Source organism: Stenotrophomonas sp. GD03930 (assembly GCF_029839665.1).
In the GTDB taxonomy this organism is placed as follows: Bacteria; Pseudomonadota; Gammaproteobacteria; order Xanthomonadales; family Xanthomonadaceae; genus Stenotrophomonas; species Stenotrophomonas forensis.
On sequence record NZ_JAOCAV010000005.1, the window covers coordinates 181,322 to 197,476 of the forward strand.

The 16,155-nt window shown below is 66.3% G+C and carries 12 protein-coding genes; 4 read left to right on the forward strand and 8 right to left on the reverse strand.

What is annotated here, in order from left to right; genetic code table 11:
• Nucleotides 1-3 precede the first annotated feature (3 nt).
• The 5 genes from N5C18_RS20825 to N5C18_RS20845 form a co-directional block, all read right to left on the reverse strand.
• Complete coding sequence (locus N5C18_RS20825) at nt 4-507, reverse strand: hypothetical protein (protein WP_053448887.1); 504 nt, start codon at nt 505-507, stop codon at nt 4-6.
• Between the two features lie 221 nt (nt 508-728).
• Complete coding sequence (prpE, locus tag N5C18_RS20830; RefSeq protein WP_053448886.1) at nt 729-2,609, reverse strand: propionate--CoA ligase; 1,881 nt, start codon at nt 2,607-2,609, stop codon at nt 729-731.
• 717 nt (nt 2,610-3,326) lie between these two features.
• Entirely contained in the window at nt 3,327-3,941 is a 615-nt protein-coding gene (locus N5C18_RS20835; protein WP_053512027.1) for an RluA family pseudouridine synthase, read from the reverse strand.
• A gap of 85 nt (nt 3,942-4,026) precedes the next feature.
• Nucleotides 4,027-5,013 (reverse strand): malate dehydrogenase, encoded by a 987-nt coding sequence (locus N5C18_RS20840; RefSeq protein ID WP_004153634.1) that lies wholly within the window; start codon nt 5,011-5,013, stop codon nt 4,027-4,029.
• A gap of 118 nt (nt 5,014-5,131) precedes the next feature.
• Entirely contained in the window at nt 5,132-5,623 is a 492-nt protein-coding gene (locus N5C18_RS20845) for a peptidylprolyl isomerase (RefSeq protein ID WP_004153629.1), read from the reverse strand.
• 272 nt (nt 5,624-5,895) lie between these two features.
• Here N5C18_RS20845 and typA point away from each other — a divergent pair, with 272 nt between their 5' ends.
• The 3 genes from typA to N5C18_RS20860 are packed head-to-tail and all read left to right on the forward strand — an operon-like array spanning nt 5,896 to nt 9,886.
• The gene (gene typA, locus N5C18_RS20850; protein ID WP_049456418.1) at nt 5,896-7,743 is read left to right on the forward strand and encodes a translational GTPase TypA; all 1,848 of its coding nucleotides are present in this window, start codon (nt 5,896-5,898) and stop codon (nt 7,741-7,743) included.
• A gap of 11 nt (nt 7,744-7,754) precedes the next feature.
• The gene (locus N5C18_RS20855) at nt 7,755-8,222 is read left to right on the forward strand and encodes a DUF2127 domain-containing protein (RefSeq protein ID WP_005415426.1); all 468 of its coding nucleotides are present in this window, start codon (nt 7,755-7,757) and stop codon (nt 8,220-8,222) included.
• A 41-nt stretch (nt 8,223-8,263) separates the two neighbouring features.
• Complete coding sequence (locus tag N5C18_RS20860) at nt 8,264-9,886, forward strand: amidase (protein ID WP_053448884.1); 1,623 nt, start codon at nt 8,264-8,266, stop codon at nt 9,884-9,886.
• 63 nt (nt 9,887-9,949) lie between these two features.
• Here the strand turns inward: N5C18_RS20860 and N5C18_RS20865 are convergent, their stop codons facing one another.
• Together N5C18_RS20865 and N5C18_RS20870 are read right to left on the reverse strand one after the other, a co-directional pair.
• Nucleotides 9,950-11,089, reverse strand: a complete 1,140-nt coding sequence (locus N5C18_RS20865; RefSeq protein ID WP_279945534.1) for a mechanosensitive ion channel family protein — start codon at nt 11,087-11,089, stop codon at nt 9,950-9,952.
• Between the two features lie 557 nt (nt 11,090-11,646).
• Nucleotides 11,647-13,038 (reverse strand): 3-deoxy-7-phosphoheptulonate synthase class II, encoded by a 1,392-nt coding sequence (locus tag N5C18_RS20870; RefSeq protein ID WP_279945535.1) that lies wholly within the window; start codon nt 13,036-13,038, stop codon nt 11,647-11,649.
• 220 nt (nt 13,039-13,258) lie between these two features.
• On the opposite strand from N5C18_RS20870, the gene N5C18_RS20875 reads away from it, so the two are divergent.
• Nucleotides 13,259-15,385 (forward strand): TonB-dependent receptor, encoded by a 2,127-nt coding sequence (locus N5C18_RS20875; RefSeq protein WP_053511494.1) that lies wholly within the window; start codon nt 13,259-13,261, stop codon nt 15,383-15,385.
• A gap of 96 nt (nt 15,386-15,481) precedes the next feature.
• Here N5C18_RS20875 and N5C18_RS20880 read toward each other — a convergent pair whose 3' ends face one another.
• Nucleotides 15,482-15,988, reverse strand: coding sequence for a disulfide bond formation protein B (locus tag N5C18_RS20880; RefSeq protein ID WP_004154504.1), 507 nt, complete (start codon nt 15,986-15,988; stop codon nt 15,482-15,484).
• Between the last annotated feature and the right edge of the window lie 167 nt (nt 15,989-16,155).

Genomic DNA, 16,155 nt, shown 5'->3' on the forward strand with positions numbered 1-16,155 from the left:
GGTTCAGGCCTGTACGACCTCATTGCCACCATTCACCAAGGCCGCCTGCGTTTCCTGCCACCAGCGCTGCGCCAACGCCGGGCTGCGCGCCTTGCCCACTGCGGCCAGCAGTTCCGGGCACAGGCGTTCCAGCGCCAGCGCATCGGTGCAACGCTCGATCTTCAACTGGATGAAGTAGCCCTTCAGGCCGAGATGGCGACGCACCGCTTCGCTCATCGCGTCGTACAGCTGCTGGTACAACGCCGGGTCCTGTTCGCGGCCTGTGCTGATCGCACGCGTCGGCACAGCGTCGGCACTGCCACCGATGGCTTCGATCAGGCCCTGCGCGACCAGTTGTTCCAGTGCATCCGGTGGTGCGCGCAGCCCTTCGAACAAGCCACGCAGTTCGTTGTCATCGCGATGGCCATCGACCATCAACAGGATCGAACGCAGTGCCGCCGGCAGGCGCCGGCCGCGGTCTTCGATTTCCTGACGGCCAGCGGCCGTCTTGGCGTGCAGCAATGCCATGCATCCCCCCAATCCTCGATGCGCAAAGCCAGCGCGCCCGTGCCGGGCACACCCCCTGGTTGCCACCGTCGGAGCCTGCGCAGCTTCCCCGAAGCGCAGGCTCTGTTGCAGACCGATGACAGGGCGAGCTTAGCGCAAGTCCTGGCAGACTTGGGTAGTGCCGGCCGCTGGCCGGCAATCCTGCATGCCGAGGTTGCCGGCCAGCGGCCGGCACTACCGGGTCAGCGCCCCAGCGCCCGGCGGATCTCCTCCAGCGCGCCGGGGTCGTCCAGCGTCGACAGGTCGCCGGGATCGCGCTGCTCGGCGAGCGCCTGCAATGAGCGCCGCAGCAGCTTGCCGGAGCGGGTCTTGGGCAATGCGTTGACCACATGCACGTGCGCCGGACGCGCCACCGCGCCCAGCGAAGTGGTCACCGTCGCCATCATCTCGGCCACCACCGGCGCCGGATCCTCGCCGCCAAGGCCCTGTTTCAGGGTGACGAACACCAGCGGCACCTGCCCCTTCAGTTCATCCTTGACCCCGATCACGGCCGCCTCGGCCACGCGCGGATGACTGGAGATGGCCTCCTCGATCTCGCGCGTGCCCAAGCGATGCCCGGCCACGTTGATCACATCGTCGGTGCGACCAAGGATGAAGGTGTAGCCATCGTCATCACGGATGGCCCAGTCCAGCGAGCTGTACAGCAGTTCCTTGAAGTGGCTGAAGTAGCTCTGCAGGAAACGGCCGTCGTCGTTCCATACCGTGCTCATGCAGCCCGGCGGCAACGGCGGGGTGACCACCAGCACGCCCTTCTGCCCCGCAGCGACTTCCTCGCCGGTGTTCTCGTCGATCACCTTCATGCGGTAGCCGAGGTTGGGGAAGCCCGGCGAACCGAAGCGCACCGGCTTCATGTCCAGCCCCGGCAACAGCGTCAGCGCCGGCCAACCGGTTTCGGTCTGCCAGTAGTTGTCGATGATCGGCTTGCCCAGTGCATCGCTGATCCAGTGCGCGGTCGGTTCGTCCAGCGGCTCACCGGCCAGGAACAGGTACTTCAGCGCACGCAGGTCGTGGCGATGGATGAAGTCTGCATCGTGCTTCTTCAGCACGCGGATGGCGGTGGGCGAGGAGAACATCGTGCGCACGTTGTACTGCTCGCACAGCGCCCACCAGATGCCCGGGTCCGGGTTGGTCGGCAATCCTTCGTACAACAGCGAGGTGCAGCCGCCGATCAGCGGGCCGTACACGTTGTAGGAATGGCCTACCGCCCAACCGACATCGGAGGTGGAGAACATCACCTGGCCCGGCTTGCAGTCGAACACCGTCTCCATCGACTGCGCCATCGCCACCGCGTAGCCGCCGACATCGCGCTGTACGCCTTTCGGCTTGCCGGTGGTACCGGAGGTATACAGCAGGTAGCTCGGCTCACTGGACTCCAGCCACTGCACCGGCACATCGACCTCACCGATCTGCGCGCGCAGCGTGGCGTACTCCACATCGCGGCCCGGCACCCGCGGTTCGGCGGCGTCCAGCCCGCGCGAAACGATCAGCACGTGCGGTGGCGGTGCACTGGCCTCGGCGCAGGCCGCATCGACCATCGCCTTGTACGGAATCAGCTTGCCACCGCGCATGCCGGCATCGGCGGCAATCAGCAGTTTCGGTTTCGCATCGTCGATGCGCAGCGCCAGGTTATGCGCTGCAAAGCCGCCGAACACCACCGAGTGCACCGCACCGATGCGCGCGCAGGCGAGCATCGCGAACACGGCTTCGGCCATGTTCGGCATGTAGATCACCACGCGGTCACCATGACCGACGCCGAGGTGCCTGAGTACGGCAGCGAAGTCATTCACCTCGCGATACAGCTGGCGATAGGTGATCTCGCGGGTGCTGTTGGTTTCGGTGGAAATGGCCACCAGCGCAAGCTGGTCGGCGCGCTCGGCCAGGTGCCGATCGACGGCGTTGTAGCAGAGATTGGTTTCGCCGCCGACGAACCAGCGCCGGAACGGCGGGTTGCTGTAATCGAGCACCTGCTGCGGCGGTTTGTGCCAATGGATGCGCTTGGCTTCTTCGCCCCAGAAGGCCTCCGGCTCGTCGATCGAGCGACGGTAGGTTTCCTCGTAGTTCATGACGCAGCCCTCCCAGACAAAGTCATGGGTTCGAGGATAGTCCGGCGCTGCCGCGCGGGCCGCCCTACCTTGGTAGGGGGTGGGTTTTGTCCTGCAGGGCTTGCAGCCCTGCACCTGCAGAATCAACGTCAACGTCAACGTCAGAAGCTGGGCTACTGGGGGATGGCGGGGTGGGCCCGGTTGCGGGAGACGCCGTAAACCCGTCCTTGGGGGCTTGGCCGCGGCATCCATGCCGCGGACACTCCCGCAACCGGACCCACCCCGCCTTCGACAGTTTTCCGCGATCTGTCGGAACGGCATTCTGCTCCGGTGGGTGTCGACCTTGGTCGACACGGTAGATCCACGCCATGCGTGGATGATTCATTCGATATCTGACGGAAAATCGTGTCGACCAAGGTCGACACCTACCAACAGCCGCGCGGAACCACGGCCAACGTTACCAACAGCCGCGTGAACCTGTCGAAGGTGGGACGGTGTCGGAGTGCGGGGTGTCAGCCGCATGGGCCCGAGGCATGCCTCGGGCGGGTTGGGCAGGACGCCCAACCCCGGTCTTGCCGTGTGCGCAGGAACGCGCACACGAGCAAGCGGCTGCCAAGCCCCCAGGGATGGGTTCACGGCGTCCCCGCACTCCGACACCGTCCCGCCAACCCACGGATAGCCCGCTTTTGACGTTGACGTTGATTCTGCGGGCGCAGGGCTGCAAGCCCTGCCGAACCCCTAGAACGGAACCGGGGACTCGAACGCGAGTGCTTCGCCTGTCACCGGATGGGTGAACCGCAGGCTGCTCGCATGCAGATGCACCCGCTGCGCAGGCGCGGCGTCATACAGCACGTCACCCACGATGGGATGGCCAATGCTGGCCATGTGCAGCCGCAACTGGTGGCTGCGACCGGTGACCGGTTCCAACTCCATGCGGGTGCGCTGCGCTTCAACATCACGTGCCAGCACGCGCCAGCGCGTCAGCGCCGGCTTGCCGCGTTCGTGATCGACCATCTGCTTCGGCCGGTTCGGCCAGTCCACGATCAACGGCAGGTCCACTTCGCCGGCCTCGCCTTCGAGCAGCCCCTGCACCACCGCTTCATACCGCTTGCTGACCTGGCGCTGCTCGAACTGCATCGACAACGCCGCCTGCATCTCCTTGCCACGCGCATGCAGCAGCAGGCCGGAGGTCACCTGGTCCAACCGGTGCACGGTCAATGCATCCGGGTACAGCGCCTGCAGGCGCGCGACCACGCAGTCCTGGTTCTCGGCGCTGCGGCCGGGCACGGACAGCAGGCCGGCCGGCTTCTCGGCCACCAGCAGCGCGTCATCGGAGTAGTGCAGGTGGATCATGGGGTTCCGTATCCGTCCAAACAAAAACGGGGAAGCCGAAGCTTCCCCGTCTTCTGCGTACCGACCGGAGCCGGTACCGCCTGCATCAGCCCAGCAGGTGGGCGACGCCGGCGCGCTCTTCTTCCAGCTCGGCCAGGGTCTTGTCGATGTACTTCTGGCTGAAGTCGTCGATCGGCAGATCCTTCACCAGGGTGTACTTGCCGTTTTCGGTGGTCACCGCGAAGCCGAAGATCACGCCTTCCGGAATGCCGTAGGAGCCATCGGACGGCACGCCCATGGTGACCCACTTGCCGTTGCTGCCCAGCACCCAGTCACGCACGTGGTCGATGGCAGCGTTGGCGGCCGAAGCAGCCGAGGACGAGCCACGGGCTTCGATGATCGCCGCGCCGCGCTTGCCGACGGTCGGGATGAAGGTGTTGGCGTTCCACTCCTGGTCGTTGATCGCATCGGCGATCGACGCACCATCGGCGGTGGCGAAACGGTAGTCCGGGTACATGGTCGGGCTGTGGTTGCCCCACACCACCAGCTTCTCCATGCCACCGACCGGCTTGCCGAGCTTGGTCGACAGCTGGCTCAGCGCGCGGTTGTGGTCCAGGCGCAGCATGGCGGTGAAGTTTTCCGGCTTCAGGTCCGGGGCCGACTTCATGGCGATGTAGGCATTGGTGTTGGCCGGGTTGCCGACCACCAGCACCTTCACGTCACGGCTGGCCACCTTGTTCAGCGCCGCGCCCTGGGCGGTGAAGATCTTGGCGTTTTCCAGCAGCAGGTCCTTGCGCTCCATGCCCGGGCCGCGCGGACGCGCGCCGACCAGCAGGGCGATGTCGGCGTCCTTGAACGCGACTTCGGCGTCGTCGGTGCCGACCATGCCGGCCAGCAGCGGGAAGGCGCAGTCTTCCAGTTCCATCATCACGCCCTTCAGGGCGGCCTGGGCCTTGTCGACCGGCAGTTCCAGCAGCTGCAGGATGACCGGCTGGTCCTTGCCCAGCATTTCGCCGGAGGCGATGCGGAACAGCAGGGCATAACCGATCTGGCCGGCGGCGCCGGTCACGGCAACACGAACGGGTGCTTTCATGGGGGTTTCCTCTTGCTTGCAAGCGTTTGATGGGACGCCGCGGGCGTGGCCACGCAGGCCTGGCGGGCGGCGGGGAACAGGGAAACGGCCACCCATGGGTGGCCGTTTCGAAGGGGGATCAGGCGGCGAGGTGCTTGTTCCACTCCGCCACGCGCTCGGCCTGGGCGGCCAGCACGGCGTCGACGTCGCCTTCCAGGGTGATCGAATGGATCACGTCGCCCTGCTTGACCGAATCGACGATGGCCTGGCCTTCCAGGACCTTGCCGAACACGGTGTGGCGGCCGTCCAGCCAATCGGTCTTGATGTGGGTGATGAAGAACTGGCTGCCGTTGGTGTTCGGGCCGGCGTTGGCCATCGACAGCGAGCCGACCTCGTGCTTCACGCCGTTCTTCTCGTCTTCGAACTTGTAGCCCGGGCCACCGGTGCCACGACCCTGCGGGCAGCCGCCCTGGATCATGAAGTCGGCGATCACGCGGTGGAAGATCAGGCCGTCATAGAAACCGTGCTTGACCAGGTTCACGAAGTTGGCCACGGTCAGCGGCGCCTTGTCGGCGAACAGCTCGACCTTGATCGGGCCCTGGGTGGTGTCGAAAGTGGCGATGAGGGACATGAAGATCCTTGATGCAGAGGGGAACGCGTCTAGCCACCTAGTTTACACCTGCCTCGTGGCGGCGGCGGCTTCGACCATGGGCGCAGATCCCGGCTTCAGCCGCCGGATGGGCAGCCCAGCCACCGGCGCCAGGCAGCCTCGACCGCAGCGGCGGGACCCAGCTGAATGGGCCCCATGACCGGCGTGAAATCCACCTTTTCGCGAATCGTCAAGTTCGACGTATAATGTTGGACTTCTTTTTCCAAATCCGGCGCCGACTGGCCCCCTTTCGTATGTCCATCGAAAATCTTCGCAACATCGCCATCGTCGCCCACGTCGACCATGGCAAGACCACCCTGGTCGACCAGCTGCTGAAGCAGTCCGGCACCCTGTCCGAGCGCACCGTCCTCGCCGAGCGCGTGATGGACAGCAACGACCAGGAAAAGGAACGCGGCATCACCATCCTGGCCAAGAACACCGCCATCACCTGGGAAGACAAGAAGACCGGCATCAAGAACCGGATCAACATCGTCGACACCCCCGGCCACGCCGACTTCGGTGGTGAGGTCGAGCGCGTGCTGTCGATGGTCGACACCGTGCTGATCCTGGTCGACGCGATGGACGGCCCGATGCCGCAGACCCGCTTCGTGACCCAGAAGGCCTTCGCGATGGGCTTCAAGCCGATCGTGGTGGTCAACAAGGTCGACCGCCCGGGCTCGCGTCCGGAGTGGGTGATCGACCAGGTCTTCGACCTGTTCGACAAGCTCGGCGCCACCAATGAGCAGCTGGACTTCCCGATCGTCTACGCCTCGGCCCTGAACGGCTATGCCGGCCTGGAAGACACCGTGCGCGACGGCGACATGACCCCGCTGTACGAAGCCATCATGCAGCACGCGCCGAAGCCGGAAGTCGATCCGGAAGGCGCCTTCCAGATGCGCATCAGCCAGCTGGACTACAACAACTTCGTGGGCGTGATCGGCATCGGCCGCATCCAGCGCGGCACCCTGAAGAAGAACATGCAGGTCGCGGTGATCGACCGCGAAGGCAAGAAGCGCAACGGCAAGGTCGCGCAGGTGCTGGGCTTCCTGGGCCTGGAGCGCATCGAGCAGGACACCGCCGAAGCTGGTGACATCGTCGCCATCTCCGGTATTCCGGAGCTGACCATCTCCGACACCCTGTGCCACCCGGACACCCCGGAAGCGCTGCCGGCACTGACCGTCGACGAGCCGACCATCTCGATGACCTTCCAGGTCAACAACTCGCCGTTCGCCGGCAACAAGGACCTGTCCGGTGGCAAGTTCCTGACCAGCCGCCAGATCAAGGACCGCCTGGACCGTGAAAAGGTCCACAACGTGGCCCTGAAGGTCGAACAGCTGGAAGATGCCGACAAGTTCCTGGTCTCCGGCCGTGGCGAGCTGCACCTGTCGGTGCTGATCGAGAACATGCGTCGCGAAGGCTACGAGCTGGCCGTGTCGCGCCCGGAAGTGATCATCAAGGAAATCGACGGCCAGATGATGGAGCCGATCGAGCAGCTGGTGGTGGACATCGAAGAAATCCACCAGGGCGGCGTGATGGAAAAGCTGGGCACCCGCAAGGGCCAGCTGAAGAACATGGAGCCGGACGGCAAGGGCCGCGTGCGCCTGGAATACTCGATCCCGGCCCGTGGCCTGATCGGTTTCCAGAACGAGTTCAAGACCCTCACCCAGGGTTCGGGCCTGCTGTTCCACGTGTTCGACCATTACGGTCCGAAGGAACAGGGCGCGATTGCCAAGCGCATCAACGGCGTGATGATCGCCAATGCGCCGGGCACCACGCCGGCCTACTCGCTGGGCCCGCTGCAGGAACGCGGCAAGCTGTTCGCTGCTGAAGGCGACAACGTGTATGAAGGTCAGCTGGTCGGCATCCACTCCAAGGACAACGACCTGACCGTCAACGCGATCAAGACCAAGCCGCTGACCAACATGCGCGCTTCGGGCAAGGACGATGCGATCCAGCTGACCCCGGCGATCAAGTACTCGCTGGAACAGGCCCTGGACTTCATCGAAGACGACGAGCTGGTCGAGATCACCCCGAAGGAGATCCGCCTGCGCAAGAAGTTCCTGACCGAAAGCGACCGCAAGAAGGCTTCGCGCGGCGGCTGAGCCAGCACCCCGTGAACCAGAGCGGCTACAACCCGGATCCGCACCGGCATCCGGGTCTCCACGTCATCGCCCTGCTCGAAGCGAGCAAGGCGATGCTGGCGCTGTTGGCCGCCACCGGGCTGGAAGTGCTCGGACCGCAGCCGCTGCGGCACGGCATCATGGTCCTGATCCGGCGTTTCAGCCTGGATCCGGACCATGGCACCCTGCCCTCGCTGCTGCACATGATCAGCCCCGACGCGGTGCACCTGGCCGCGGCGGGGATGATCGGCTACGGCCTGCTGCACCTGGTCGAAGCCTGGGGACTGTGGCGGGCCAAGGCCTGGGCCTCCTGGCTGGGCTGCCTGACCGCCTCGCTGTACCTGCCCTTCGACATCTTCGCGATCATCCGGCACCCGGGTTGGCCGTCGTGGACGATCCTGGCGATCAACCTGATCGTGGTCTACGTCCTCGCCCGCGACCTGCGCAAGCGCCATCGCTGAGCAGCGGCTACACTGGGGATTGGAGCCGACCAAGCCGCCCCATGCGCCCGTCCTTGCCGCCTCTGCTGACCTGCCTGCTCGCCGCGCTGCCTGCGCTGCTTTCGGCTGGCTGCAGCCCGGCCACGTCCAGCGCGCATGCGGCCGAACCCGCGAGCCGCAACGTGCCGTTCCCGTACGCCGAAACCGATGTCGCCGATCTGCAGGCGCGGATGACCGCCGGTGAGCTGGACAGCACCACCCTGACCCAGGCCTACCTGCAGCGCATTGCGGCCCTGGACCGCACCGGGCCGCGCCTGCGCGCGGTGATCGAGCTCAACCCGGATGCACTGAAGGAAGCCGCAGCGCGCGACCGCGAGCGCCGCGATGGCCGCCTGCGCGGGCCCCTGCATGGCATTCCGCTGCTGCTGAAGGACAACATCAACGCCGCGCCGATGGCCACCAGTGCCGGCTCACTGGCCCTGCAGGGTTTCCGCCCGGACGACGCCTACCTGGTGCGTCGGCTGCGCGACGCCGGCGCGGTGGTGCTGGGCAAGACCAATCTCAGCGAGTGGGCCAACTTCCGCGGCAACGACTCGATCTCGGGCTGGAGCGCGCGCGGTGGCCAGACCCGCAATCCCTATCGACTCAGCCACTCGCCCTGCGGCTCCAGCAGCGGCAGTGCGGTGGCCGTGGCCGCCAACCTGGCCAGCGTGGCGATCGGCACCGAGACCGACGGCAGCATCGTCTGCCCGGCGGCGATCAACGGCGTGGTCGGCCTGAAGCCGACGGTTGGACTGGTCAGCCGCGACGGCATCATCCCGATCTCGTTCAGCCAGGACACCGCCGGGCCGATGGCACGCAGCGTCGCCGATGCCGCGGCCGTGCTGACCGCGATCGCCGGCCGCGACGACGCCGACCCGGCTACTGCGACCATGCCCGGCCGCGCGGTCTATGACTACACCGCGCGGCTGGACCCGCAGGGCCTGCGCGGCAAGCGCATCGGCCTGCTGCAGACGCCCCTGCTGAAGTACCGCGGCATGCCGCCGCTGATCGACCAGGCCGCCGCAGAGCTACGCCGTGCCGGTGCCGTTGTGGTGCCGGTGGAGCTGCCCAACCAGGGCGCCTGGGCCGAGGCCGAACGCCTCGTGCTGCTGTACGAATTCAAGGCAGGGCTGGAGCGCTACTTCAGCACCCACCACGCGCCGCTGCGCAGCCTTGCCGACCTGATCGCCTTCAACCAGGCACACGCCAGGCAGGAGCTGGGCCTGTTCGGCCAGGAGCTGCTGGTGGAAGCCGATGCTACCGCCGGGCTGGCCGACCCGGCTTATATCCGTGCACGCAGTGATGCGCGCCGGCTGGCCGGCCCGGAAGGCATCGATGCCGCCCTCGCCGCACAGCAGCTCGATGCCCTGGTGGCACCGACCACCGGTGTGGCATGGCCGATCCGCAGCGAAGGCGACGACTTCCCGGGCGAGAGCTACAGCGCCGCGGCCGTGGCGGGCTATCCCAGCCTCAGCGTGCCGATGGGCCAGATCGACGGCCTGCCGGTCGGCCTGCTGTTCATGGGCACCGCCTGGAGCGAGCCCAAGCTGATCGAGATGGCCTACGCCTATGAACAGCGCACCCGCGCGCGGCGGCCACCGCACTTCGATACCGACGCGCTGATCGACGCCGGCGAGCCGTGATCCGGTCGTGCCGGCCGCTGGCCGGCAACCCATCATCCCGCAGATGCCGGCCAGCGCCCGGCACTACCGGTCCAGGGATTCCACCGGCACGATCGCCGCCTCGCCATCCTCCGCGCCCGGCGAACGCACATCTGCAGTACGCGTACGCGGTACTCGTGGCATGTCCAGCTCATCATCGTGCTGTACGCGTGCGCGCACCTGCGGCAACGACTGCGGATGTTCGCGCGCGAGGAAATCGAGCATGCGTTCGCGCACCAGGCAGCGCAGGTCGAAGGCATCGCCGGAGCTGCGCGCGCTGACCAGCAGCCGCACCTGGATCGCACGCTCGCTGGTCTCGGTCACCTGGGTCACGCAGACCCGGCCATCCCACAGCGCTTCACCGCGGCAGATCCGCTCCAGCTCGGTGCGGATCGCTGCGATCGGCGCCCGGTAGTCCAGCCACAGGAAGGCCGTGCCAAGCAGGTCGGCACTGCGTCGCGTCCAATTCTGGAACGGGTTCTCGATGAACCAGGTCAGCGGCACCACCATCCGCCGCTCATCCCAGATGCGTACCACCACATAGCTGCTGCCGATCTCCTCGATGCGGCCCCATTCGCCTTCAACGATCACCACGTCGTCCAGCCTGATCGGCTGCGTCACCGCGATCTGCAGGCCAGCAATCAGGTTGCCGAACACCGGCTTGGCGGCGATACCGGCGACCAGACCGATCAGGCCGGCCGATGCCAGCAAAGCAGTGCCGATCTTCTGCACCATCGGGAACGTGAGCAGCACCAGCGATGCGCCCAGCACGATGATGCCGCCCATCAGCACGCGGCTGAGCACCCGCGTCTGGGTCTGGATGCGGCGCGCTTCCAGGTTGTCGGAGACATCGATGGGATGGCTGCGCAGGATCGCACGCTCGCCGGCGGCCACCGCCCGTACCAGCAACCAGATGAAGCACGCGGTCAGCGCGATGTGCAGCACGTGCTGCAGGTTGCCCAGCAGCGGATCCTGCAGCGGCGTCGCCTGCAGCGCGGGAATCAACAGCAGCAGCGGCCAAGCGGTGGCCAGCGGCAGCCCGAGCACGCGACCGATGCGCGCACGCCGCCGATCGCGCCCTTTCAACCGGTGGTAGATCCACAGGATCAACCACGCGCCGATGCCCCCCACCAGCACCGCCGCCCCCAACGGCCATGCATAGGCCTGTGCGCTTTCCCAGTGCACGGTCGCCACCTCCACTCGAACAGCAAGCGGACAGCCTCGCGCATGGCGCATGAGCGTCACGTCAGTCGTTCGTAAGGAGGGTGTTGATCGGCAGGGCTTGCAGCCCTGCACCTGCGGTAGTGCCGGCCGCTGGCCGGCAACCTCAACAGCAACAGCAAAAACGTGCATTCCGAGGGATGGCGGGAAGGGTCCGGTTGCGGGAGTGTCCGCGGCATCCATGCCGCGGACACTCCCGCAACCGGACCCACCCCGCCTTCGACAGTTTCCCGCGATCTGCTGGAACAGATCTGACCCCATTTGTGTGTATCGCTATCTGACAGATGTGCCGACCAACGGTCGGCACCCACCGACAGATCGCAGGGATCTGTCAGAGGCGGGGCGGTGTGGGTGGGCAGGACCGTTGGCGCCATGGATGGCGCCATCGAGCCCCCATGGATGGGTTTACGGCGTGTCCTGACCATCCACACCGCCCCGCCATCCCACGGAATGCCGCTGCAGCTTTTGACGTTGCCGTTGATTGCAGCAGGTGCAGGGCTGCAAGCCCTGCCGAAAAACCCTTACCGCACCTGCTCCTGCTTGCGCACGATCGCCATCGCGATCTCCAGCGACTGCTCGTAGTTCAACCGCGGGTCCACCGTCGAACGATACGCACGCTCCAGATCGCGCTCGGTCAACTCGCGCGCGCCACCGGTGCACTCGGTGACATCCTCGCCGGTCAGCTCCAGATGCACGCCGCCCAGGCGCGTGCCCGCGGCCGCATGCAGGTCGAACGACATCTCAACCTCGCCGCGCACATTGTCGAAACGACGGGTCTTGAAACCATTGGCAGTGCTCTCGGTATTGCCATGCATCGCATCGCATACCCACAGCACACGGCGACCATCACGCTTGACCGCATCCAGCAGCGGCGGCAGCTTCTCGGCAATCTGCGCCGCACCCATGCGATGGATGAAGCTCAGGCGGCCAGGTTCATCATGCGGGTTGAGCACATCGATCAGGCGCAGCAGCTGGTCCGGCGTCACCGACGGGCCGACCTTGATTGCGATCGGGTTGCGCACGCCGCGCAGGTACTCCACGTGCGCGCCATTGAGCGCAGCGGTGCGCATGCCGATCCACGGGTAATGCGTGCTCAGGTTCAACCAGCCCTGCTGACGCGGCACCTGCCGCGTCAGCGCCTGTTCGTAGGGCAGCAGCAGCGCTTCGTGCGAGGTGTAGAAATCGATGCGATTGAGGTTGTGCACGCGGGCCCCGGCCAGGGTCTCCATGAAGTGCACCGCATCGCCGATCGAGGCCACCATCTTCTGGTACTCGGCGGCCAGCGGCGAGTGGCTTACCCACTCCAGGTTCCAGTACTCGGGGTGATGCAGGTCGGCGAAGCCGCCATCGATCAGCGCACGCACGAAGTTCATCGTCATCGCCGAATGCGCGTGGGCCTGCAGCATCCGCTTCGGGTCGGGCAGGCGCGCCGCTTCGGTGAACGCCGGCGCATTGATCACGTCACCACGGTAGCTGGGCAGGGTCACGCCATCGCGGGTTTCGGTATCGGCCGAACGCGGCTTGGCGTACTGGCCGGCAAAGCGCCCAACGCGGATCACCGGTTGGCGCAGGCCGTGCACCAGCACCAGGCTCATCTGCAGCAGCACCTTCAACCGGTTGGAAATGGTGCCCGATTCGCAGTCGCTGAAATTCTCCGCGCAGTCACCGCCCTGCAGCAGGAAGCGCTTGCCCTCCTGCGCCTCGGCCAGCTGCTGCTTCAACGCCAGGATCTCCCACGAGGTGACCAGCGGCGGCAGCCGCTTCAGCTCATGCAGGGCCGCATCCAGCGCCACCGGGTCCGGGTAGGTCGGCATCTGCAGCGCGGTCTTGCCACGCCAGCTCTCCGGCGACCAGGCAGCGCCAGCGGCGGTCGCGGCAGGATCGGGGACAGGCGAAACGGCGGACAGGCTCATTGCAGACTTCCGGAGGTGGGGGACGTTCATGGTCGCAGAGCCAACCGCTGTCGCAAAGGGCCGGGCGTGGTCTGCACATGGCTGAACGCCGGGGAAAGGGCATCGCGATCGGCCACAAACCGCATGGCCATGGCCGTCCCGGCAGGCGCATGATTCGCCACGCACTGTTACGAAGTAACACCCCACATTCCCCGACCGGCCCCTTCCACAGCCCATCGCCATGAAGCCCTCCCTGCTCGCTACCGGCATCACCCTCGCCCTGGCTCTGGCCAGCCTGCCCGCCTTCGCCGCAGCTGCCGACGACACCTCCGCGCCGGTCAAGGACCTGGACGCTGTGACCGTCCACGCCCAGCTCGACCAGGCCCGCAACATGCTGTCGCCGGACATCGGCAGCAGCCAGTACCAGATCACGGCCGAGGACATCCAGAAGCAGCCGCTGGGTGCGTCTGCGCCACTCAGCCAGGTGCTGCTGCAGGCGCCGGGCGTGGTCCAGGATTCGTACGGCGGCGTGCATGTGCGCGGCGACCACGCCAACCTGCAGTACCGCATCAACGGCGTGCTGCTGCCCGAATCGATCTCCGGCTTTGGCCAGACCCTGGATGCACGCACCATCAAGAGCATCCGCCTGATGGATGGCGCTCTGCCGGCGCAGTTCGGCGAGCGCACCGCTGCGGTGGTCGACATCACTACGCGCAATGGCGCCGAACTTGGCATTGGTGGCAGCGCGGGCCTCACTGCCGGCTCGTTCGGCAAGCTCAATCCGAATGCCTCATGGTGGGGCAACCAGGGCCGTTGGAGCTGGTTCCTGACCGGCAACTACGACCAGAACGAGGTCGGCCTGGAAAATCCGACCCCCTCGCGCAAACCGCTGCACGACGACACCCACCAGGGCAAGGCCTTCGCCGACCTGACCTATCTGGTCAACGACAACACCCGCCTGAGCGTATTCGCCGGCTTCGCCAACAACCGCTTCCAGATCCCGGTCAATCCGGGCCAGACAACGCAGTTCGGCTATCTCGACACCACCACCTTCGACTCCAGCCAGCTGGATGAGACCCAGCGCGAGACCACCCGCTTCGGCATGCTGGTGCTGCAGGGCACGCTGGGCAGCACCGCTTACCAGCTTTCGGCCGGGCAGCGTTACAGCGATGTGGGATTCAACCCGGACGTGGTCGGCGACCTGGTGTTCAGTGGCGTCGCTTCACAGGTCCAGCGCAGCAACCGCGCCAATACCCTGCAGGCCGACTTCTCCACGCCGCTGGGCAACGACCACACGCTGCGCTACGGCCTGTACGGCAACTACGAGAACGCGCGGGCCAGCAACAACAGCTGGGTGTTCCCGGTCGACGACGCCGGCCAGCAGTCCAGCACCACGCCGCTGCTGATTCCCGATCGCAGCGCCTTCCACGCCAGCACCCTGGCGCTGTACGTGCAGGACGAATGGAAGATCGGCGACGACTGGACCGTCAACTACGGCCTGCGCGGTGACCGTTACAAGGCCTTTGGGCGCACCGAAGGCCAGCTCAGCCCGCGCGTGGGCGTGGTCTGGAATGCCAGCGACAGCACCACCGTGCACGCCGGCTACTCGCGCTACTTCACGCCACCGGCCAGCGAGCTGATCGCCAGCAGCGACATCGCCCTCTACGACGGCACCACCAACCAGCAGCCCAGCGGCGGCAACAACATTCCGCTGGCCGAACGCAGCGACTACTACGACATCGGCGTCTCGCAGCAGCTGGGTGAACACCTCACACTGGGCCTGGATGCGTATGACCGCCGCGTTGCGCGGCTGCAGGATGAAGGCCAGTTCGGCGCCGCCTACATCTATTCGACGTTCAACTATCGCCGCGGCCACATCCGCGGCCTGGAATTCAGTGCCGACTACAGCAACGGCCCGTTCAGCGCCTACCTCAATGCCGCCCTGAACAAGGCCATCGGTACCGACGTCATCACCGGGCAGTACAACCTGGACCCGGAAGCCCTGGCCTACGTGGCCAACCACTGGATCCACCTGGATCACGACCAGAAGCTGACGTCGTCGGGCGGCTTCAGCTACGCCTTCGCGGGCCACAACCGGATCGGTGCCAACTACGTGTTCGGCAGCGGCCTGCGTTCGGACATCGAGGGCGTGCCCAATGGCGGCGAGCTGCCGTCGTACCTGCAGGTCAATCTCAGCGCAGGCCACGACTTCAACGCCGACAGCGGCCATCCGCTGCATGTGCAGCTGGCGCTGATAAACGCACTGGATCGCAGCTACCAGCTGCGCGATGGCGGCGGTGTCGGCGTGTTCGCCCCACAGTGGGGCCCGCGCCGCGGCGCCTACCTGAGCCTGCAGCAGGACTTCTGAAGACTTACCGTGGTAGTGCCGGCCGCTGGCCGGCAACTACGGGACACCCGCCATCGCTCATGATGGTTGCCGGCCAGCGGCCGGCACTACCTTGCTTCAGCGCTTGACCTTGCGCAGCGACACCAGCAGCGCCCACAGCGCCAGCAGCACGAACCACACCCCCGACCACATTGGCATGGTCAGGCCCAGGAACGTCCAGTCGATGTTGCCGCAGTTGCCGGTACCGGTCAGCACCGTGCGGAACACTTCCAGTGGCCCCATGGTCTCGCGCAGGAAGCTCAGCGGTGGGCCGCAGGTCGCGCCCATCTCCGGCGGCAGCATCTGCACGTAGACGTGGCGCGCGGCGATGCCGACACCCACCGCGGCGGCGATGAAGGCCAGTACGCCATAGGTCGCGCGGCCAGGTCGGTTGGACGGCCCGTGCAGCGCGCCGATCAGGAACAGCAGGCCGAGCGCGGCGAATGCCAGGCGCTGGAAGATGCACAGCGGGCACGGCTCCAGGCCCATCTTCAACTGCAGGAAGATCGCGTAGCCCAGCAGGCCCGCACAGATCAGGAAGCCCAGGAAGAACTGGGCGCGGAAGGGCCAGCGCAGTGGATTCATCGTCAACGCTCGAATGGATCAGGCGTCAAGCGTAACCGACAGTGCGCGCCATTCGAACCGCCACAGGTGACGCCTGTCGGAACGGTGTGGCTTGCGCGGCTCGCCGTGTAGCGTCCGGCAAGCCCGGAAACGCAAAAGCCCGGCAGAGGCCGGGCTTTCGCTGTGTC

Coding starts and splice junctions, on each gene's coding strand:
- N5C18_RS20870 (WP_279945535.1), bottom strand. CDS start 13,038: ATGAGCCTGTCCGCCGTTTCGCCTGTCCCCGATCCTGCCGCGACCGCC.
- N5C18_RS20845 (WP_004153629.1), bottom strand. CDS start 5,623: ATGTCCCTCATCGCCACTTTCGACACCACCCAGGGCCCGATCAAGGTC.
- N5C18_RS20825 (WP_053448887.1), bottom strand. CDS start 507: ATGGCATTGCTGCACGCCAAGACGGCCGCTGGCCGTCAGGAAATCGAA.
- N5C18_RS20860 (WP_053448884.1), top strand. CDS start 8,264: ATGCGCCCGTCCTTGCCGCCTCTGCTGACCTGCCTGCTCGCCGCGCTG.
- N5C18_RS20875 (WP_053511494.1), top strand. CDS start 13,259: ATGAAGCCCTCCCTGCTCGCTACCGGCATCACCCTCGCCCTGGCTCTG.
- N5C18_RS20880 (WP_004154504.1), bottom strand. CDS start 15,988: ATGAATCCACTGCGCTGGCCCTTCCGCGCCCAGTTCTTCCTGGGCTTC.
- prpE (WP_053448886.1), bottom strand. CDS start 2,609: ATGAACTACGAGGAAACCTACCGTCGCTCGATCGACGAGCCGGAGGCC.
- N5C18_RS20835 (WP_053512027.1), bottom strand. CDS start 3,941: ATGATCCACCTGCACTACTCCGATGACGCGCTGCTGGTGGCCGAGAAG.
- N5C18_RS20840 (WP_004153634.1), bottom strand. CDS start 5,013: ATGAAAGCACCCGTTCGTGTTGCCGTGACCGGCGCCGCCGGCCAGATC.
- typA (WP_049456418.1), top strand. CDS start 5,896: ATGTCCATCGAAAATCTTCGCAACATCGCCATCGTCGCCCACGTCGAC.